General features: G+C 62.0%; 20 protein-coding genes and 1 pseudogene. 16 read left to right on the plus strand and 5 right to left on the minus strand.

Features of this window, described 5'->3' with window-relative positions:
- From FHS81_RS14720 to FHS81_RS14785, 14 genes are all read left to right on the plus strand, one after another.
- Positions 1-1378: relaxase/mobilization nuclease domain-containing protein (locus tag FHS81_RS14720; RefSeq protein WP_183754282.1), on the plus strand; the 1378-nt coding region annotated here is incomplete at its 5' end.
- 29 nt (positions 1379-1407) lie between these two features.
- Complete coding sequence (locus FHS81_RS14725; protein ID WP_183754284.1) at positions 1408-3393, plus strand: conjugal transfer protein TraG; 1986 nt, start codon at positions 1408-1410, stop codon at positions 3391-3393.
- A gap of 5 nt (positions 3394-3398) precedes the next feature.
- Positions 3399-3863 (plus strand): CopG family transcriptional regulator, encoded by a 465-nt coding sequence (locus FHS81_RS14730; RefSeq protein WP_183754286.1) that lies wholly within the window; start codon positions 3399-3401, stop codon positions 3861-3863.
- A 167-nt stretch (positions 3864-4030) separates the two neighbouring features.
- Entirely contained in the window at positions 4031-5020 is a 990-nt protein-coding gene (gene trbB / locus FHS81_RS14735; RefSeq protein WP_183754288.1) for a P-type conjugative transfer ATPase TrbB, read from the plus strand.
- Positions 5017-5349 carry a TrbC/VirB2 family type IV secretion system protein gene (locus tag FHS81_RS14740; RefSeq protein WP_183754290.1) on the plus strand — a complete coding sequence of 111 codons (333 nt, stop codon included), beginning with the start codon at positions 5017-5019 and terminating at the stop codon, positions 5347-5349. The genes trbB and FHS81_RS14740 overlap by 4 nt, the downstream gene beginning before the upstream one ends.
- Entirely contained in the window at positions 5349-5630 is a 282-nt protein-coding gene (locus FHS81_RS14745; RefSeq protein ID WP_183754292.1) for a VirB3 family type IV secretion system protein, read from the plus strand. The genes FHS81_RS14740 and FHS81_RS14745 overlap by 1 nt, the downstream gene beginning before the upstream one ends.
- Positions 5631-5642: 12 nt before the next feature.
- Positions 5643-8099, plus strand: a complete 2457-nt coding sequence (gene trbE, locus FHS81_RS14750; RefSeq protein WP_183754293.1) for a conjugal transfer protein TrbE — start codon at positions 5643-5645, stop codon at positions 8097-8099.
- Positions 8096-8857, plus strand: a complete 762-nt coding sequence (gene trbJ / locus FHS81_RS14755) for a P-type conjugative transfer protein TrbJ (protein ID WP_183754294.1) — start codon at positions 8096-8098, stop codon at positions 8855-8857. The genes trbE and trbJ overlap by 4 nt, the downstream gene beginning before the upstream one ends.
- 17 nt (positions 8858-8874) lie before the next feature.
- Positions 8875-9162, plus strand: coding sequence for a putative entry exclusion protein TrbK-alt (gene trbK-alt, locus FHS81_RS14760; RefSeq protein WP_183754295.1), 288 nt, complete (start codon positions 8875-8877; stop codon positions 9160-9162).
- Between the two features lie 4 nt (positions 9163-9166).
- A complete protein-coding gene (trbL, locus tag FHS81_RS14765) occupies positions 9167-10525 on the plus strand; it encodes a P-type conjugative transfer protein TrbL (protein ID WP_183754296.1) in 1359 nt (452 codons plus the stop codon).
- Positions 10522-11211, plus strand: a complete 690-nt coding sequence (trbF, locus tag FHS81_RS14770; RefSeq protein WP_183754297.1) for a conjugal transfer protein TrbF — start codon at positions 10522-10524, stop codon at positions 11209-11211. Before trbL ends, trbF begins: the two co-directional genes overlap by 4 nt.
- Positions 11208-12188, plus strand: a complete 981-nt coding sequence (trbG, locus tag FHS81_RS14775) for a P-type conjugative transfer protein TrbG (RefSeq protein ID WP_183754300.1) — start codon at positions 11208-11210, stop codon at positions 12186-12188. Before trbF ends, trbG begins: the two co-directional genes overlap by 4 nt.
- Positions 12185-13378 carry a TraB/TrbI/VirB10 family type IV secretion system protein gene (locus FHS81_RS14780; protein ID WP_183754302.1) on the plus strand — a complete coding sequence of 398 codons (1194 nt, stop codon included), beginning with the start codon at positions 12185-12187 and terminating at the stop codon, positions 13376-13378. The genes trbG and FHS81_RS14780 overlap by 4 nt, the downstream gene beginning before the upstream one ends.
- Before the next feature lie 2 nt (positions 13379-13380).
- Positions 13381-13605: a DUF2274 domain-containing protein gene (locus FHS81_RS14785; RefSeq protein WP_183754304.1), complete on the plus strand. Its 225-nt coding sequence runs from the start codon at positions 13381-13383 to the stop codon at positions 13603-13605.
- A gap of 59 nt (positions 13606-13664) precedes the next feature.
- Here the strand turns inward: FHS81_RS14785 and FHS81_RS14790 are convergent, their stop codons facing one another.
- From FHS81_RS14790 to FHS81_RS14805, 5 genes and pseudogenes are all read right to left on the minus strand, one after another.
- On the minus strand, positions 13665-14348 hold the full coding sequence (locus tag FHS81_RS14790; protein WP_246375052.1) for a LysR family substrate-binding domain-containing protein: 684 nt from the start codon (positions 14346-14348) through the stop codon (positions 13665-13667).
- A gap of 39 nt (positions 14349-14387) precedes the next feature.
- Positions 14388-14582: pseudogene (locus FHS81_RS19020) on the minus strand (helix-turn-helix domain-containing protein); the annotation flags it as partial.
- A gap of 252 nt (positions 14583-14834) precedes the next feature.
- Complete coding sequence (locus FHS81_RS14795) at positions 14835-15512, minus strand: acyl-homoserine-lactone synthase (RefSeq protein ID WP_183754309.1); 678 nt, start codon at positions 15510-15512, stop codon at positions 14835-14837.
- Positions 15513-15608: 96 nt separating this feature from the next.
- Positions 15609-16334 carry a helix-turn-helix transcriptional regulator gene (locus tag FHS81_RS14800; protein WP_183754311.1) on the minus strand — a complete coding sequence of 242 codons (726 nt, stop codon included), beginning with the start codon at positions 16332-16334 and terminating at the stop codon, positions 15609-15611.
- Entirely contained in the window at positions 16331-17725 is a 1395-nt protein-coding gene (locus FHS81_RS14805) for an FAD-dependent oxidoreductase (RefSeq protein WP_246375048.1), read from the minus strand. Before FHS81_RS14805 ends, FHS81_RS14800 begins: the two co-directional genes overlap by 4 nt.
- Before the next feature lie 291 nt (positions 17726-18016).
- Between FHS81_RS14805 and FHS81_RS14810 the strand changes: the two genes are divergently transcribed.
- Both FHS81_RS14810 and FHS81_RS14815 read left to right on the plus strand, forming a co-directional pair.
- Positions 18017-18382, plus strand: coding sequence for an ArsR/SmtB family transcription factor (locus FHS81_RS14810; RefSeq protein WP_183754313.1), 366 nt, complete (start codon positions 18017-18019; stop codon positions 18380-18382).
- Complete coding sequence (locus FHS81_RS14815; protein WP_183754315.1) at positions 18375-18917, plus strand: arsenate reductase ArsC; 543 nt, start codon at positions 18375-18377, stop codon at positions 18915-18917. Before FHS81_RS14810 ends, FHS81_RS14815 begins: the two co-directional genes overlap by 8 nt.
- Positions 18918-18924: the final 7 nt, after the last annotated feature.

Raw genomic sequence — 18924 nt, forward strand, 5'->3', positions numbered from 1 at the left:
ACAACCCATTGACCAAAGCCTGATCAGAAAACCATACTCAGAGGTGGCTCACTTCTCGGTGGAAAAACCGGCTCAGTTCCGCGTGGAAACCAACACCTTCACCCGCGATCTCGTGCGCCAGATGGAACATGATCTCGGCACCCGGCTCGACTGGGTGGCCGTCGATCACTGGAACACCGCGCATCCGCATGTCCATCTGATCGTGCGCGGCGTGCACGACGACGGCCAGGATCTCGTCATTTCCCGTGACTACGTCAAGGAGGGGATGCGCGATCGCGCGCGCGATCTCATCACGCAAGAGTTGGGACCGCGTACCGACCTCGACATCCGCCGCACCATCGAAAGGCAGGTCGAGGCGGAACGCTGGACGCAACTCGATCGGCAGCTTGTCCGCGATGCAGGTAAAGTCGGCATCATAGATCTTGCCCCGCACGCCGACCGCCAGCCCGACGAGTTCCACGCGCTGAAGGTCGGCAGGCTGCGTACCCTCGAAATCCTTGGGCTGGCCGGACAGGTCGGCCATTCGCAATGGTTCATCAAGCCCGAAGCCGAGACGGTGCTGAGGGAACTCGGCGAGCGGGGCGACATCATCAAGCGTATGCACCATGCGCTCACCGAACGCGGCATCGAACGCGGGTCGGCGCAATTTGTCCTGGCGGCCGAGAGTCTCGATGCGCCGGTCATCGGCCGCCTGGTCGAGCGCGGTCTCGACGATGAGCTGAAGGGAACGGCCTACGCCGTCGTCGACGGGGTGGACGGCCGCAGCCATCATATCAAGTTGCCGCATCTCGACGCCGCCGGCGACAGTCCGCCCGGTTCGATCGTCGAACTGCGCGCCTATGAAGATGCACACGGCGAACGCCGCATTGCGCTCTCCGTCCGTTCGGATCTCGACATCGATCGCCAAATCACGGCCTCGGGCGCCACATGGCTCGACCGGCAGGCTGTGGCGCGCGAACCGCTGGCGCTCTCCGAGACCGGCTTCGGCGCCGAAGTGCGTCAGGCCATGGAACAGAGGGCCGATCATCTGGTCGGTGAAGGGCTGGCCGAGCGCCAGGGCCGGCGCATCGTTTTTGCCAGACGGCTGATCGACACCCTGCGCCGCCGCGAATTGGATGCACTCGGCGAGACGCTCGCCGCGCAGACCGGCACGGCGTTCAACCGTGCCGGCGGTGGCGAGTATGTCGCCGGCACCTATCGGCAGCGATTCACGCTCGCCTCCGGCCGCTTCGCCATGATCGACAACGGCCTCGGCTTTCAGCTCGTTCCCTGGTCGCCCTCCCTCGAACAGCAACTCGGCCGCCATGTCTCTGGCGTCGCCCGCAGCGACGGCGGCGTCGACTGGAGCTTCGGCCGCAAGCGGGGGCTCGGCCTCTAACTCTCAATTCCCAAGAAAGGACCATCGCCATGTCCGCGACGAAAATCCTCTGGGGGCAGATCATAATTGTCTTCCTCATCATTCTCCTGACCACCTGGGGCGCCACGCAATATGTCGGCTGGAGCCTTGGCTTTCAGACGCAACTTGGCGAGCCGTGGTTCAAGCTGTTCGGGATGCCCGTCTATTACCCGCCGGCGATCTATGTCTGGTGGTATTTCTACGATGCCTATGCGCCGGAGGTTTTCGCCAGCGGCGGGATCATCGCTGCATCCGGTGGATTCATCGCCATTGCCGTCGCCATCGGCATGTCCGTCTGGCGCGCGCGGGAAGCGAAGAACGTCGCCACCTACGGCTCCGCGCGTTGGGCCGAGACAGTCGAGGTCAAAGACGCCGGGCTGCTCGATCCCGATGGCGTCGTGCTCGGTCGATACGAGCGCGAATATCTTCGCCATGACGGGCCTGAGCATGTGCTGTGCTTTGCGCCGACCAGGAGCGGCAAAGGTGTAGGCCTCGTCGTGCCCTCACTGCTGACCTGGCCGGGCTCTGCCATTGTCCATGACATCAAGGGTGAGAACTGGCAGATCACCGCCGGCTACCGTGCCCGGCACGGCCGCGTCCTGCTGTTCGATCCGACGAACACGCGATCTTCCGCCTACAATCCGTTGCTCGAAGTCCGCCGCGGCGAATGGGAGGTGCGTGATGTTCAGAACATTGCCGACATCCTCGTCGATCCGGAGGGAAGCCTGGAAAAAAGAAATCACTGGGAAAAGACATCCCATGCCTTGTTGGTCGGCGCCATTCTCCACGTTCTCTACGCCGAAGAGGACAAGACCCTGGCCGGCGTCGCCGCTTTCCTCTCCGACCCGAAGCGCCCGATCGAGTCGACACTCGCCGCGATGATGAAGACGGCGCATCTGGGCGAAGCCGGTCCTCACCCGGTCATCGCCAGCGCCGCGCGCGAACTGCTGAACAAGAGCGACAACGAGCGCAGCGGTGTGCTCTCGACCGCGATGTCATTTTTGGGGTTGTACCGCGATCCCGTCGTCGCACAAGTGACACGCCGCTGCGACTGGCGGATCACCGACATCGTGGGCGGCAAACGTCCGGCGACGCTCTACCTTGTCGTGCCTCCGAGCGACATCAACCGGACAAAACCTCTCATTCGCTTGATCCTTAATCAAGTCGGCCGGCGCCTGACCGAGGACTTGCAGGCGAGGGCCGGGCGGCACAGGTTGTTGCTCATGCTCGACGAGTTCCCGGCCCTGGGCCGGCTGGATTTCTTCGAGTCCGCCTTGGCCTTCATGGCCGGTTATGGCCTCAAGTCCTTTTTGATCGCCCAGAGCCTCAACCAAATCGAGCGCGCCTACGGCCCGAACAACAGCATCCTGGACAACTGCCATGTCAGGGTCTCGTTCGCAACCAATGACGAAAGGACGGCGAGAAGGGTGAGCGATGCGCTCGGCACCGCCACCGAGATGAAGGCGATGAAGAACTACGCCGGGCACCGTCTGTCGCCTTGGCTCGGGCATCTGATGGTCTCGCGCTCGGAGACTGCCCGGCCATTGCTCACCCCCGGCGAAGTGATGCAACTGCCGCCATCAGACGAGATCGTCATGGTCGCCGGAACGCCGCCGATCAAGGCGAAAAAGGCGCGATACTTCGAGGATCCGCAGTTTCAGGAGCGGGTCTTGCCGCCACCAGAACTCACCCGTCCCGGTGAACCGCGCCCCGACGACTGGAGCCGTTTGCCGATCCCAGTTCGCCCGGAAAGTGGGGAGGCTCCAGCAGGCTCGGCCGCGGAAAATGAAGACCCGACAGAATCCGAGCGTCGCCATCAGCCGGAGCTTAATCGGGTGAAGCCGGTGGAGAAGAAGGCGCCGATCGAGAACGAGTTCGGGATCGATCCACCCGACGACATGGAGGAGGCGGCCACCCGAAACCGGCGTCTGACGCGCCTCATGCACGGCGTCGCACGGCAAGTTTCGCTCGATCCCAATGACGGCATGGAGCTGTGAGCGCCATGACCGGACGAAAGAAGAAGGCCCAGATTTCCGTCTATCTCGACCCGGACGTGATGACGATGCTGTCAGACTACGCCGCACGCCGGGAGCAATCGCTTTCCCAGATCGCCGAGGCCGCGATCGCGTCGTTCCTGTCACCGGACGACGCCGAGCGACGCGAGGCGGTAATCGCCAAACGCCTCGACCAGCTCGACCGCAGGATGACCCGGATGGAGCGCGATCTCGGCATCTCGGTGGAAACCCTGGCGGTCTTCATCCGCTTCTGGCTCACCACTACACCGGCATTGCCCGAACCCGCTGCGCAGGCTGCGCGCGCCAAGGCTGGAGAGCGTTACGAAGCCTTCGTAACCGCGCTCGGCCGCAGGCTCGCGCAGGGGCCAAAGTTGCGGCAGGAAATCAGCGAGGACATTGTCGACTCATCGGACGGTCAGGTCGCTTCGGGCGCAGACGCACAGGGCGAATAGTGACCACTCCGGTGAGGTCAAGGAGATCGCAACTCCGCCGTTCTCCTGTATTTGCACGCCATGCCACTACGACGCTAAATACTTGTTGAATAGGTCGAATTTACGGCTCTTTTAATCATCCCCGTCCGGGGACTGTCTGATCTTCCCCGGCCAGGAACGGGGATCGGATGGCAGGTTCGCATCACAATTCGGAAGGCTTGGCTCGCAGCGTGCGGATGCTGCGCACCGCACTCGGCCTCGCCATTGTCCGGTTTCTGGACGACCCGGACGTTGCCGAGGTGATGCTCAATCCCGACGGCCGGTTGTGGATCGACCGCCTGTCGGGAGGGATGTCCGACACGGGCGAGCGTCTGTCCCCGTCTGACGGCGAACGCATCATCCGTTTGGTCGCCCACCACGTTGGTGCGGAGGTTCACTCCGGAGCGCCAGGGCTTTCGGCCGAGTTGCCGGAAACTGGCGAACGCTTCGAGGGGCTGTTGCCTCCAGTAGTGACCGCTCCCGCTTTCGCGATCCGCAAGCCAGCGGTCGCCGTGTTCAGCCTCGACGACTACGTTGCCGCCGGCATCATGTCGGCGGATCAGGCAGAGACGCTGCGGGGAGCCATAGTCGGCCACGCCAACATCCTCGTCGCCGGCGGAACCAGCACCGGCAAGACGACATTGGTCAATGCACTTCTGGACGAGGTTGCCAAAAGCCCCGACCGCCTTCTCATCGTCGAGGATATGCGTGAGCTGCAATCCCGATCCGAAAACAAGGTGCCTATGCGCACCAAGGACTTTATCGCCGATCTTCTCTATCTCTCCCGCCGCTCCATGCGTCTCCGGCCCGACCGCATCATCGTTGGCGAGGTGCGTGGGTCCGAAGCCCTTCAATTGCTGAAACTCTGGGGCACCGGCCATCCCGGCGGTATCGGCACCATCCACGCCAGCACGGCGATCGGCGCCCTGCGCCGGCTGGAACAACTCGTCCAGGAAGCCGTCGTTACCGTCCCGAAGACGCTCATCGCCGACACCATCGACATCGTTGCCGTGCTATCCGGTCGCGGCCCCGCGCGCCGGCTCTCCGAACTCGCCCGCGTAGAAGGGCTCGGGCCGGACGCCGACTACCGCATCGCCCCCGCGATCCCACCCGCAAACCCCAATGGAGAACAATCATGATTCGAACCCTTTCGTGCGGCTGCAACGCCATGGCGACGGCCGCGACCGCCATGACCGTCAGCCTCATGTTCGCGCCGGCGGCCCATGCCTCCGGCTCATCCATGCCGTGGGAGGCGCCGCTGCAATCCATCCTTCAGTCAATCGAAGGGCCGGTCGCCAAGATCATCGCCGTCATCATCATTATCGTCACCGGCCTGACGCTGGCCTTCGGCGACAGCTCCGGCGGCTTCCGGCGGCTGATCCAGATCGTGTTCGGTCTCAGCATCGCCTTCGCCGCTTCAAGCTTCTTCCTGTCGTTCTTTTCGTTCGGTGGCGGGGCGCTGGTCTGATGGCGGGCGGTCTCGAACAACTCGACGAGGTGCCGGGCTTCACGGTGTCGGTTCACCGCGCGCTGACCGAACACATCCTGCTCGGCGGCGCCCCGCGCTCCATCGCCATCATGAACGGCACGCTCGCCGGGGCTGTGGGCCTCGGCCTGCGCCTCTGGCTGGTCGGCCTCGCCATCTGGGCCATCGGTCATTTCGCGGCAGTCTGGGCCGCGAAGCGCGATCCGCTGTTCGTGGAAGTGGGAAGGCGACACCTGCGCATCCCCGGCCACCTCACGGTCTGAAGGAGTCTGTCGATGATGAACCTTGCCGAATACCGCAATCGCAACGCACGGCTGGCCGACTATCTGCCTTGGGCCGCGCTGGTCGGCGGGGGCGTTGTTCTGAACAAGGACGGCAGCTTCCAGCGCACCGCGCGGTTCCGCGGGCCTGATCTCGACAGCGCCGTCGCCGCCGAGTTGGTCGGCACGGCCGGCCGCATCAACAATGCCGTGCGCCGTCTAGGTTCCGGCTGGAGCCTCTTTGTCGAGGCGCAGCGCTACGAGGCCGCGAGCTACCCGGACAGTCGTTTTCCCGATGCCGCGTCGGCGCTGGTCGATGCAGAGAGGAAGGCCGATTTCGAGGAAGCCGGCACGCACTATATATCCAGCTACTTCCTGACCTTCGCCTGGCTGCCACCAGCCGAAGATGCTGCCCGCGCCGAAAGCTGGCTCTACGAGGGCCGCGAGCAAGGCGGCGTCGATCCGTTCGAGGCCCTGCGCGGCTTCACGGATCGCACCGATCGCGTGCTGGCGCTGCTCGACGGCTTCATGCCGGAATGCCACTGGCTCGACGATAGCGAGACGCTGACCTACCTACACTCAACCATTTCCACCAACCGGCACCGCGTCCGCGTTCCCGAGACGCCGATGTATCTCGATGCCCTCCTGGCCGATCAGTCTCTGACTGGCGGGCTGGAGCCGCGCCTCGGCAACACGCATCTGCGCATTCTCACGATTGTCGGTTTTCCGACCGCAACCACGCCCGGCATCCTCGATGAGCTGAACAAGCTCGCCTTTCCCTATCGCTGGTCGACGCGCGCGATCCTGCTGGACAAGACCGACGCCATCCGGCTGCTCACCCGCATCCGTCGCCAGTGGTTTGCGAAACGCAAGTCGATCGCCGCCATCTTAAAAGAAGTGATGACCAACGAGGCGTCCGTCCTCGTGGATACCGATGCCGCGAACAAGGCGGCCGATGCGGACATCGCGCTTCAGGAACTCGGCGCCGACTATGCCGGCATGGCCTATGTCACGGCGACAATCGCCGTCTGGGACACCAATCCCCGTCTGGCAGACGAAAAGCTCCGCCTTGTCGAAAAGACAGTTCAGAGCCGCGATTTCACGGCGATGCCGGAAACCATCAATGCGGTCGATGCCTGGCTCGGCTCACTGCCGGGGCATGTTTACGCCAATGTCCGTCAGCCACCGATCTCGACGCTCAATCTCGCCCACATGATCCCCCTCAGTGCCGTGTGGGCGGGGCCGGAACGGGACAGCCATCTCGGTGCGCCGCCCTTGCTCTTTGGCAAGACCGAAGGAAGCACCCCGTTCCGGCTTTCCATTCACGTCGGCGATGTCGGGCATACGCTTGTTGTCGGCCCGACCGGATCGGGCAAAAGTGTGTTGCTCGCCTGCATGGCGCTCCAGTTCAGGCGCTATGAGCGGAGCCAGGTTTTCGCTTTCGATTTCGGGGGCTCGATCCGGGCCGCAGCCCTCGCCATGGGCGGCGACTGGCATGATCTTGGAGGTGATCTCACCGAGGGAGACGCATTTTCCGTTTCGCTCCAGCCGCTTGCGCGCATCCATGATGTTCCGGAACGCGCTTGGGCGGCCGACTGGATCGTCTCCATCCTGACCCGCGAGAACATCGCGATCACGCCGGATGTCAAGGAACATATCTGGACGGCGCTGACCTCTCTCGCTTCGGCGCCGGTCGAGGAACGCACCATCACCGGCCTGACGGTGCTGCTGCAATCGAACGACCTGAAACAAGCCTTGCGCCCGTATTGCGTCGGCGGTCCCTACGGCCGCCTGCTCGATGCCGAAACCGAACACCTCGGCAGTGCGTCGGTGCAGGCGTTCGAGATCGAGGGGCTAGTCGGCACAGGCGCCGCGCCGGCCGTCCTGTCCTATCTGTTCCACCGCATCGGCGACCGGCTCGACGGCTCGCCGACCTTGCTCATCATCGATGAGGGCTGGTTGGCGCTGGACGACGAAGCCTTTTCCGGACAGTTGCGGGAATGGCTGAAAACCCTGCGCAAGAAGAATGCATCGGTCATCTTCGCCACGCAGTCGCTGTCCGACATCGACAATTCTGCCATCGCCCCCGCGATCATCGAAAGTTGCCTGACACGGCTTCTTCTTCCGAACGAGCGTGCCGTCGAACCGCAGATCACCGCCATCTATCAGCGATTTGGCTTGAACGCACGGCAGATCGAGATCCTCGCGCGGGCCGCGCCGAAGAAAGACTACTACTGCCAGAGCCGCAGCGGGAATCGTCTGTTCGAGCTGGGCCTGTCCGAAGTCGGGCTGGCGCTCACGGCCGCCTCCTCGAAATCCGACCAGTCCGCCATCGCCCGCGTCTTCGCCGAGCACGGCCGGGACGGCTTCCTAGCCGCCTGGCTTCGCCTGCGCGGCGTCGACTGGGCCGCGGACCTCATTCCCGACCTCGCAAATCTCATCCCCCAGCCCGACAAGGAGACTTCATCATGAAAACCCGTCATTCCCGCGCGGCCTTGCTTGCCGCATCTTTTCTTGCCCTCTCAGGCCCGGCTTCGCTGGTTCTGGCGCCGCCGGCTTCCGCTGCCTGGATCGTGTTCGATCCGAGGAATTACATCGAGAATGTCCTGTCGGCCGCGAGATCGCTGGAGCAGATCAACAACCAAATCCAGTCGCTTCAGAACGAGGCGCAATCGCTCATCAACCAGGCCCGCAATCTGGCGAGCCTGCCATATTCCTCGCTCCAGCAGCTCCAGCAGTCCGTTCAGCGCACACAGCAGCTTCTGCAGCAGGCGCAGAATATCGCCTTCGACGTCCAGCAGATCGACCAGGCGTTCCAGCAGCAATATGGCAACGTCTCGCTGACGACGAGCCAACAGCAGCTCGTCGCCGACGCCCGCTCGCGCTGGCAGAACACGGTCGGCGGCCTTCGAGACGCTCTCCGCGTTCAGGCCGGCGTCGTGGGCAACATCGAGACCAACCGCGCCGAGATGTATGCGCTCGTCGGCCAGAGCCAAGGCGCAACCGGAGCGCTGCAAGCCACTCAGGCCGGCAATCAATTGTTGGCCCTTCAGGCGCAACAGCTTTCCGACCTGATCGCGCTGATTTCGGCCAATGGCCGCGCCGAAGCGCTCACCGAGGCCGAACGCACCGCCGCCGCCGAACAGGGCCGCGAGCAGCGCCGCCGCTTCCTAACGCCGGGCAGCGGGTATCAGCCAGGCAATGCGCAGATGTTCAACAACGGCAATTGACCGACGGAGGGGCGCCTATGGACGGCAAGATGCTGGCCCGGCTCGCGGCGGTCGTGTTCGTCGCCATCGCCATCACCGCCACGGCGATCGAGATGACCCGCACGGAGGAGCCGCCGACGCCCCGCTCGGCCGTTTCCGCCGAACCAGCGCGCGATCCACTGCGCGAGAAGCAGCGTCGGTGCCAGCGTCTCGGCGAAGCGGCCGCAAGCGACCCCGAATGCCTGCGCGTCTGGGCCGAGAGCCGCGACCGCTTCCTCGGCCGGGCCTCTGCACCCGCCGCACCACAGACCGCGGAAGGACAGTGATCCGATGGGCGGCACCGGCGTAATCGACTCGTTTCTCGGGGTTTTCACATCCCACATAGACTCCGGCTTCGGCCTGCTTGGCGGAGAAGTCGCCTTCATCGCCACCACCCTGATCGTCGTCGACGTCACCTTAGCCTCGTTGTTCTGGGCCTGGGGCGCGGATGACGATATCATCGCCCGGCTGGTGAAGAAAACCCTGTTCGTCGGCATGTTCGCCTACATCATCGGCAACTGGTCGAATCTCGCCCGCATCGTCTTCGAGAGCTTCGCCAGCCTTGGCCTCAAAGGCTCGGGCACCAGCTTCTCGGTCGCTGACCTCATGCGCCCCGGAAAGGTGGCGCAGGTCGGCCTCGACGCCGGACGGCCACTGCTGGAATCCATCAGCGATTTGATGGGATGGATCGCGTTCTTCGAGAATTTCATCCAGATCGCTTGCTTGTTATTCGCCTGGGCCTTGGTCTTGTTGGCCTTCTTTATTCTGGCGATCCAACTATTTGTCAGTTTAATTGAGTTCAAGCTCACCACTCTCGCCGGATTCGTGTTGATTCCGTTTGGCCTCTTCGGGAAAACGGCTTTCATGGCCGAAAGAGTCCTGGGGAACGTGATCTCCTCGGGCATCAAGGTTCTGGTGCTGGCCGTAATCATAGGAATCGGCTCGACACTGTTTTCGCAGTTCACCGCTGGCTCCGGTGGCGCGACGCCGACCATTGACGACGCCATGGCGATCGTGCTGGCCGCCCTGTCGCTGGTCGGATTGGGAATATTCGGGCCAGGAATTGCGAACGGCATCGTTTCCGGAGGCCCTCAGCTTGGCGCTGGCGCGGCCGTCGGCACCGGCCTTGCGGTCGGCGGGGCGGCCGTCGCGGCCGGTGGCGCAACCATGCTCGCCGCAAAAGGTGGAGCGGCCGCACTCTCCGGTGGAGCTGCGGCCGTCCGGGGCGGTGCGGCTGCCGCCGGTGCGACGTCGACCGCCTACAGTCTCGGTTCCATGGGCCAATCCGGTGCAGCCGGTGTCGCCTCCGGTCTCGGCGGCGTTGCGCGCGCGGCCGGATCGGCGGCCGTCTCGCCCCTGAAGCGCGCAGCAAGCCGTGCCGCGGAAAGTGTCAAATCCAGCTTCTTCGATGGCGCGAAGGCAGGGTTCAGCGCGACGGGCGGCACCTCGACCATGGGCACCGTCGCCAGCGCAGCCGGTGCATCCCCTGCTTCCCCGGCGCCCGCTGATGGCCCGCCCGCCTGGGCGCAACGTATGCGGCGCAGTCAGGCGATCAGCCACGGCATCAGCTCTGCCGCCCATGCCGTCCGTTCCGGCGACAGCCATGGCTCCGGCTCCTCCGTCAATCTCTCCGAAAGCGACCGCTCATGAGCTTCTTCAAACGACCCGCCGCGCATTACGGCAAGACACCTGAACCGGAAACACCTTATCAGCGTGCAGCACAGGCTTGGGACGACCGCATCGGATCGGCGCGGGTTCAGGCCCGCAACTGGCGATACATGGCCTTCGGCAGCCTGATCCTGTCCGCCGGCTTCGCCGCAGCCCTTGTCTGGCAGTCGGCGCACGGGACTGTCGTGCCCTGGGTGGTTCAGGTCGATCGGCTCGGCCAGGCGCAGACCGTCGCCCCCGCCACGGCCGACTACCGCCCGACCGATCCGCAGATCGCCTGGCATCTCGGCCGCTTCATCGAGCAGGTCCGCGCCATCCCGGCCGACGCCATCATCGTCCGCCAGAACTGGCTCCGGGCCTATGAATGGACCACGGATCGCGGGGCGGCAGCGCTCAACGACTATGCCCGCGCCAACGATCCGTTCACGAAGGTCGGTCGCCAGCAGGTTGCCGTCGAGGTCTCCAGCGTCATCCGCGCCTCGCCGGATTCGTTCAGGATCGCCTGGACGGAACGCCATTACGAGAACGGCCAGCTCTCCCGAACCGAGCGCTGGACCGCGATCCTGACCATCGTGATCCAGACCCCGCGCGATACCGAGCGGCTCCGGACGAATCCCTTGGGAATCTACGTCAACGCCATCAACTGGTCGCGGGAGTTGGGCCAATGAGCGCGATGTTCCGCCAATCCGCATTTCCGGCTTTACGCAAATCCGCGATCGCGGTTGTCCTTCTTTCCGCATCCATGCTGGCCGGTTGCGCGACCTACAAGCCGCCGCAGATCAGCTACGACGCGGACGTGCCACCTTTGCCGGCCGTGCCCGCCGCCGTCACCGACGAGCGGCCGCGCCCCTTGCATGTTCCGCCCGCCTGGACGCCGAGCCGGGGCGGCAATGCCGCAAGCACCCCGGCCGGCCGCGTCACCAACGCTAATGCCGCCGCCCGTGTCGAGCCGCGCCGCGAGGGTTATTACAATTCCATTCAGATCTACCCGTGGAGCGAAGGCGCACTGTATCAGGTCTATGCGGCGCCCGGCCAGATCACCAATATCGCGCTTGAGCCGGGGGAAAACCTGACCGGTGCCGGCCCGATCGCGGCCGGCGACACCGCTCGCTGGATCATCGGCGACACCGAGAGCGGTTCGGGCGTGACCCGTCGCGTGCATGTGCTGGTCAAACCGACGCGCGCCGACATCTCGACCAATCTGGTTATCACTACTGACCGGCGCACCTACATGATCGAGCTGCGCTCGGGCGAGACCCCCTACATGCCGGCCATCGCCTGGGCCTACCCGACGCCTCCCGCGTCCCAGCGTCAGGCAGCGCCCGCCACCCCGATCATTCCAGCCGCCGCGGCGCGTAACTACCGCTACAACCTCACGGGCGCCACGCCGCCCTGGCGGCCGGTCGCGGTCTATGACGACGGCCGCCGAGTCTATATCGTTTTCCCGCGCGGCATCGCGCAGGGGGAGCTTCCGCCCCTGTTCGTCCTCGGCCCGGAGGGCGAGGCGCAGATCGTCAACAGCCGTATCCACCAGAATATCCTGATCGTCGATCGCATCTTCGCGGCCGCTGAGCTGCGCCTCGGCAGTGGCGAGCGCCAGCAGACCGTCAGGATCGTGCGCACCGACGGGAGGCCCGCGTCATGAGCGATACCGAGAACACGCCAGAAGACAGCGTGCCGCTGACCGGCGCCGCAAGCGATTCAGCCTCCGCCATGCGCCTGCGCGCCGAAGCGCCGCGCGTCACCCGCCTGTCGCGCAAGGTGCTGGCCGGCCTTGGCGTCGTCGCCGGCCTCGGCATCGGCGGAGCGCTGATCTATGCTCTCCAGACCCGCGATCCCGGAGCCGGCGGCGAGGAACTCTATTCCACAGAGAATAGGCCAACGGCCGATGGTCTTGCCGGCCTGCCGCGCGATTATACCGGCCCTGTGCTCGGGCCGCCGCTGCCGGGAGACCTGGGCGGGCCGATCCTCGACGCACAGAACCGGGGCCAGCCCGTCGCTCCGCCACCCATGACGACCCCCGCCGTCGATCAGGCGGAACAGCGGCGGCTTGCCGAGGAAGAGGCCGCACGCCTGAGCCGTGTCTTCTTCCAGACCGAGGCCCGTCCAGGTGCGGCCACCGGCACGCTCGCCGGCGGTGCGAACCCGAGCTTCGCCGGACTCGGCCTTGCCGGCCAGACCGGAATACCCACCGCGCAGGATCGGCAATTGGCCTTCCTCAATGCGGCTGTCGATCGACGCACGGTCGCCCCCGATCGCGTCGCCCCCCCGGCATCGCCCTATGTGCTTCAGGCAGGTTCAGTCATCCCGGCCGCGCTCATCACCGGCATCCGCTCCGATCTTCCCGGCCAGATCACCGCCCAGATAACCGAAAACATCTACGATAGCCCGACCGGCAATATCCTGCTCGTGCCCCAGGGCGCTCGCCTGATCGGCGAATACAGCAACGACGTCGGCTTCGGGCAGCGCCGCGTCCTGCTCGTCTGGAACCGGATCATCCTGCCCAACGGCCGCTCCATCGTGCTGGAACGCCAGCCCGGCGCCGACACGCAGGGCTACGCGGGGCTTGAGGATGGCGTCGATTACCATTGGTGGGACATCGCCAAGGCCGCCGGTCTTTCGACCCTGCTCGCGGTCGGGACGGAACTGGCCGTCGACGACGATGACAGGCTGCTTCGAGCCATACGTAACGGCGCACAGGACACGATCAACGATGCCGGTCAGGAAATCGTCCGCCGCCAACTCAATGTCGCGCCGACGCTGACGATCAGGCCCGGCTTCCCCGTCCGCGTGGTCGTTACCCGCGATCTTGTCCTCGAACCCTACAGGGGCTGATCATGGCGAAACTGAAACTTGGTCCCCTCGCCGACGACAAACCCGTGAAGGTCACGGTGGAGTTGCCCGCATCACTCCATCGAGACCTTGTAGTGTATGCCGAAATTCTCGCCCGAAACGCCGGTGAGGTTGCGCCGTATGATCCGGCGAAGCTCATCGTCCCAATGCTTCAGCAGTTCATGGCCACTGACAAGGGATTCAGCAGGGCGAAACGATCCTCTGAATAGAGATCCTGCAATATCCTGCGCATCATGATACAAGAATACTAGCACGGCCGAGGTAGGAGCTACTTACCAGTGGCAATCTGTTCGTCTGAGAGAGTGCGGGCAAGGCTGAGAAGGCGCCGGCATGCGGGATTGTCGTTTGTCGGCGACCATACTGTGCAAAACGGAACCGTCTCGCTTGCAAGTTGGCGATATAGCACGCCCGGAAAAAGCATTGCGGTAGCCGCCTCGCTGACCAGAGTCAGATTTCCACCACTAGCGACCATTTGCATGAGGTTGTCTCGATAAACCGCCTGCACCTTAACTGATGGTTGATGCCCCGGTTCCGACAGGTGTTTTATTAGAAAATCATGGATTTCAGGGCCTGGCCACGTCTCGCAAACTACAAACCGCCGCCCTTGCAGTTCTCTCCAAGTGATGCTTTCATGCACAGCTAGGTTGTCATCCTCGGGCATTGCAACAAAAACCTGTTCGCTCCATAGCTGCCTAGTCTCGCAGCCGCTGACATGCGGTGATCCAGTAAGAAATGCGACATCCAACTGATGTGTGCGTATGGCTTGGATGTGCTCTAACGGAGTGCCTTCAATGAACTCAAGGCGCACTTTCGGATGACTATTAGTATAATTTTCGATTAAGCTTGTCATAAAATTTGAAGCAAGGGACACTGAAATTCCAACGTGTATCCTTCCTTCATCTCCCTGGCCTGCAGACGCGACATCTTTTCCCGCAGATTTGATATGCTTCATGGCGCGCCTCGCCCGTTGTAGGAAAAGCTCACCGGCGTATGTCAGACGTACCCCATTCGACTGCCTGATGAATAGCGCAGCACCAATGTTATCCTCTACATCCCGAATGCGTCGGCTCACTGCTGACACTTGCACACCTATGGCTGCGGCAGCCAGCCGAAAGCTTCCATGTTCGGCTGCCGCGATAACATATCGGAGATGACGTACTTCGATGTCCGAGTGCTTCGTCCACATCTTCAGCCTCTACAATAGTGGATGGCCATGCAAGCGGGCGTTCGAGGCTCGCGAAACATAGCTCTCGAGAACGAACTGTTGAGCTGATTCGATACTCAATTCGTTTGGAGAACGATTCAGTCCTTTCGAGAAACAAACGATCGCGTGCAACTGCTGTCCTTTTACGACCTCAGTATCAACGGCTGGCTGTCAGGGGATATACGACACCGCCCGCTTGACAAGTTATTGCACGCCCCCGAAATGGGTCAGCGCCTAAGTCAGCTCGTCGTGCATTGCCAGCGAGCTTTGACCGGCATTGTAACTGCGGATGACCGGCTGGGGTGCGTAGAGCGAATCTGAAAGCTTGAGCGCTTGCCTCATCCGATGCCTTGTTGCTGCTGACACTTCGAATACGCCGCAACACACCGGAAAACGGCCGAAACCGTTCGCATGCCCGATCTCATCGAACTTGAGGCCCGCGCGTCGGTAGATTCTCCGCATGTGGGGCTCGTAGTTCGAAATTAGGGTATGTATTCCGTAATGAAGTGCACACTCACATAGCGCCAGAAGTAGCATGCTGAAAGCGCGTCTCGGATCGAGGTCCGGAAAATCGGCGAGAATTGCAGTTTCATCAACACACATTCTTGTCCCTTCCCAGATCCCGGGTCCGATAAGGGAGATGTCAGGGAAGGTCGACCGAAATACGTCATATAGAAGAGTCGGACCGGTCGTCGGTAACAGGCGCACGCTACCGTAGAGATGATCGGCTTGTTCGTCGCACCAAATGAGATAGGCAGGCCCAAGATTATCGTAACTGTCGCGCTCGTATGGACCTGTAACCTCCACTTTCCATCTCAGTTGATCGACAAATATCCTTTTTCTAAGACGGAATGATTGATCGATAAGGTGGGCGTATTTATTGTATTCATTCTTCTGGATGACAATAAACATCATATCCTCCAACCGGTGATTGGTGGATAAACAATGCAGTATGAAAGTTCGCGATGAAATTCCCTCATATGAGTACCCTCATATGAGGGTATAGGATCACAAAGTAATGAGGCGCAGATGCAATGCGAGCGTCGCGGCAGATGAAATTGTCACGCATCCAAGCTTGATTCGTGCTGATTTCAGGTAACTCCGCGCTGTATGATCGGATATGCCAAGTATGAGCGCGATTTCCTTGTATCCTTTGCCAAGTGCTGTCCAATGAAGGCATTCCAGTTCGCGCGGGCTCAAAGACGGTGCAGGATCTCGTTCACCATACAGCTCAAGGACGGCCTTCTGGTGAACGAGTAATGCAAGCTCCACCCATTCTTCCTTATGGCGATTTACTGTTCTGTTCCAGATGGATGGCGCCTTCATACTATTCATCGATAGCAAGGCGCGACGTCGTACTTTATCAACAATAGGTATTGAAAATCCATTCTCTCCGATTCCGTGACGTTGTGCATCTTGAAAAAAATCATAGGCGTCAGGTGGAATTTCGATTTCGCGCCAGTGGAACGGTAATTGTCGTAAAAATCCCTCCTTTACAATTGGATCAACCTTGACATACCCATTCAACAAGTAACGTGAAACCCATTCATCAGGATAATTAGTCCGGACGAACGGGGAGTCTACTGAATCGATAATGGTCTGGGCGAAGTGATATGTTACAAAATCGATGTTGTAGATTTTTGACAGGCTTACAATTGCCTCTCCAACGGTCGAGGCAGCTTCGGTTGCGTAATACGCCTGCTCAAAAAGACTTTGACGACGTGTCATTTTCATCCGCTGCGAAGGGCGGCACTCCATGCTTGGGTTGCCATCTGGACCGGATCCCACGGGCTGCTCAAGGGCGGGGTGTAGCTGAGGTCAAGATCGCTTGCCGCCTCGACGCTCATCCCGTGATGAATGGCGGCCGCAAATATGTCGATGCGCTTGGAAACCTCGGTCCCGTAGTGCCCGATGATCTGCGCTCCGAGCAGTCTCTGTGTCGAACGGTCGCCCGTCACCCGGATCGTCATCTCCCTGGCGCCGGGGTAGTAGACCTTGTGATCCCATACGACGGAGTCGACGGAAAGCGGATCAAATCCGGCGTTTGCCGCGTCCCGGTCGTGAAAGCCGGTGCGTGCGACGACGGACTCGAACAGGCGAACCGACTGGGTGCCGAGACTGCCTTCGAACTGCCGGTCGCCGCCGACTGCGTTCTCGCCGGCAATCCTGCCTTGTTTGTGCGCGGTCGTTCCGAGAGGCAAGTAGGCGTTCGCCCGGGTGATCCGATGCCATGTTTCGACGCAGTCGCCCGCCGCATAAACATCAAGGATGTTGGTCTCCATCCGCCGGTTCACCTGCAGGGCTTTCTTGAACCCGAGGGTGATGCCTGCCGCCTCCGCAAGCCCCGTTTCCGGCCGGGCGCCGACGGCGACAAGAACCATGTCCGTCGGCAGCGAGAAGCCGTTCGGGCCATCCAGGCGCAGTCCCACGCCATCCCGCGAAATCGACGAAATAGCCTGACCAGCGGCGATGTGAATTCCATTGCGCCGGAGTTCCTCACCGACTTTCTGCCCCAGGTCGGAGTCGATTGTCGTCATGACGCTCGGCGCCATTTCCACCACCGTGACGTCAATGCCGCGCCGCGTAAGCGCCTCGGACATTTCAAGCCCAATATAGCCTCCGCCGATAATGGCGATGCTCCGCGGCTTGGCTTCCTCCAGGTGCTTCTCGAAGGCGAAAGTGTCGTCCATCCATCGCAGCAGGAAAACTCCCGGCAGATCAAGGCCGGGAAGCGGCGGCCGTATCGATGTCGCTCCTGTGCCGATGACAAGCTTGTCATAACGGTGTTCGACTATGCGTCCGCTGCTGTCCCGGGTCGTCACCTGATGACTGGCAGGATCGATGCCTTCCACCGCATGGTCCAGCAGCAGCTCGACGCCGAGCGCTTCGATGTCGGCAGCCTTGCGGTGAGCAAGGTTGGTAGCTTCTTCCACCTCACCGCTGAGGAAGTACGGGATGCCACAAATGCTGAAGTTCGGATAACGGTCTGCAGTGGCAATTGTGACATGCCAATCTAGAGCGAGTTCGCGTGCTCGAAGGGCGGCGCTAATGCCGGCATCGCTTCCGCCGATAATGAAGAGTCGAGGCATGATAACTCCGTCAGAGGTTCCGATTTGCTGCTGCATTCCGATTTCGTGGCTGCGGGAGACTCCTGCTCGCGAATGACGACAATAACATAACAAATTGCCATTTTTCTGGAAATCTGGATTTCCAGAAATAATGTGGCTTTATGCATCGACCTGATTGCCATTCATTTCGGTTGCTGTAGCCATGATGCAGCGCGCCCCGCTCCCCACCGCCAGCAGGTAAAACTTCCGCTACGAATCGCTTCTCATGCACTTACCGAAGGGATTTCCCTTGCTTCGATCCCGCGCATTTGCTACCCAATATCTCAACATTAATTGAGGCGTGGAACAATGGAAGAAAAGCAAGCCCTCGATGCTTTCGGCGCCCTTTCGCAGGAGACGCGGCTGCGTATCGTCCGGTTGCTAGTGGCTGCCGGTCCCGAGGGTATGCCCGCAGGGGCCATCGGCGAGGCGCTGGGAGGCGCGTCCTCCTCGCGCCTGTCGTTTCACCTCAGCCACCTCGAACATGCCGGTCTCGCCCGGTCTCGCCGGGGGGGGCGGCTGATCATCTACAGCGCCGTCTATCCGGCGCTTTCCAGCCTCATCCAGTTTCTCATGCGCGATTGCTGCCAGGGCCATCCGGAGGTGTGTACGCCAGCCATCTCGGCCCTGTCCTCCTGCTGCCTTTCAACTACTGGGGAAAACGCCCATGCTTGAGCCGTCCTTGCAAGTCCGTGTATTCAACGTTCTCTTTCTTTGCACCGGCAATTCCGCCCGTTCCATCGTCGCCGAAAGCATCCTGAACAAGGATGGGGAAGGCCGTTTCCATGCCTTCTCGGCGGGCAGTCATCCAAGGGGCGACGTGCATCCCTTGACGTTGGAGACGCTGGAGAGCTTCGAGTACCCGACCGAGGGATTGCATTCGAAGAGTTGGGACGAGTTTGGTCAGCCCGACGCTCCGGTGATGGATTTCGTATTCACGGTCTGTGACAACGCTGCCGGCGAAGTCTGCCCCGTCTGGCCCGGACAGCCGATGACCGCCCATTGGGGCATCGAGGATCCGGTTGCAGTTGAGGGAACCGACATCGAGAAGCGGACCGCTTTCGTGACGGCGCTTCGCTATCTGAAGAACCGGATCTCCATTTTTGCCGCACTGCCGATCGAGAGTCTCGACCGCACATCGCTCAAGGCCAAAGTGACGGAAATCGGTCGCATCGAAGGTGCGACCGATTTCCGCGCTGATATCGCATGAGGTCAGC

It is taken from the genome of Pseudochelatococcus contaminans, from assembly GCF_014195635.1.
GTDB classification, from domain to species: Bacteria; Pseudomonadota; Alphaproteobacteria; order Rhizobiales; family Beijerinckiaceae; genus Pseudochelatococcus; species Pseudochelatococcus contaminans.

Bases quoted from the DNA above. Each gene is read 5' to 3' on its own strand.
- FHS81_RS14810 (WP_183754313.1), top strand. From the start codon at position 18,017: ATGGAAGAAAAGCAAGCCCTCGATGCTTTCGGCGCCCTTTCGCAGGAG.
- FHS81_RS14725 (WP_183754284.1), top strand. From the start codon at position 1,408: ATGTCCGCGACGAAAATCCTCTGGGGGCAGATCATAATTGTCTTCCTC.
- FHS81_RS14745 (WP_183754292.1), top strand. From the start codon at position 5,349: ATGGCGGGCGGTCTCGAACAACTCGACGAGGTGCCGGGCTTCACGGTG.
- trbG (WP_183754300.1), top strand. From the start codon at position 11,208: ATGAGCGCGATGTTCCGCCAATCCGCATTTCCGGCTTTACGCAAATCC.
- trbE (WP_183754293.1), top strand. From the start codon at position 5,643: ATGATGAACCTTGCCGAATACCGCAATCGCAACGCACGGCTGGCCGAC.
- FHS81_RS14795 (WP_183754309.1), bottom strand. From the start codon at position 15,512: ATGTTTATTGTCATCCAGAAGAATGAATACAATAAATACGCCCACCTT.
- FHS81_RS14730 (WP_183754286.1), top strand. From the start codon at position 3,399: ATGACCGGACGAAAGAAGAAGGCCCAGATTTCCGTCTATCTCGACCCG.
- trbF (WP_183754297.1), top strand. From the start codon at position 10,522: ATGAGCTTCTTCAAACGACCCGCCGCGCATTACGGCAAGACACCTGAA.
- FHS81_RS14805 (WP_246375048.1), bottom strand. From the start codon at position 17,725: ATGCAGCAGCAAATCGGAACCTCTGACGGAGTTATCATGCCTCGACTC.
- FHS81_RS14785 (WP_183754304.1), top strand. From the start codon at position 13,381: ATGGCGAAACTGAAACTTGGTCCCCTCGCCGACGACAAACCCGTGAAG.
- FHS81_RS14740 (WP_183754290.1), top strand. From the start codon at position 5,017: ATGATTCGAACCCTTTCGTGCGGCTGCAACGCCATGGCGACGGCCGCG.
- trbJ (WP_183754294.1), top strand. From the start codon at position 8,096: ATGAAAACCCGTCATTCCCGCGCGGCCTTGCTTGCCGCATCTTTTCTT.
- FHS81_RS14780 (WP_183754302.1), top strand. From the start codon at position 12,185: ATGAGCGATACCGAGAACACGCCAGAAGACAGCGTGCCGCTGACCGGC.
- FHS81_RS14800 (WP_183754311.1), bottom strand. From the start codon at position 16,334: ATGAAAATGACACGTCGTCAAAGTCTTTTTGAGCAGGCGTATTACGCA.
- FHS81_RS14815 (WP_183754315.1), top strand. From the start codon at position 18,375: ATGCTTGAGCCGTCCTTGCAAGTCCGTGTATTCAACGTTCTCTTTCTT.
- trbL (WP_183754296.1), top strand. From the start codon at position 9,167: ATGGGCGGCACCGGCGTAATCGACTCGTTTCTCGGGGTTTTCACATCC.
- trbB (WP_183754288.1), top strand. From the start codon at position 4,031: ATGGCAGGTTCGCATCACAATTCGGAAGGCTTGGCTCGCAGCGTGCGG.
- trbK-alt (WP_183754295.1), top strand. From the start codon at position 8,875: ATGGACGGCAAGATGCTGGCCCGGCTCGCGGCGGTCGTGTTCGTCGCC.
- FHS81_RS14790 (WP_246375052.1), bottom strand. From the start codon at position 14,348: ATGAAGCATATCAAATCTGCGGGAAAAGATGTCGCGTCTGCAGGCCAG.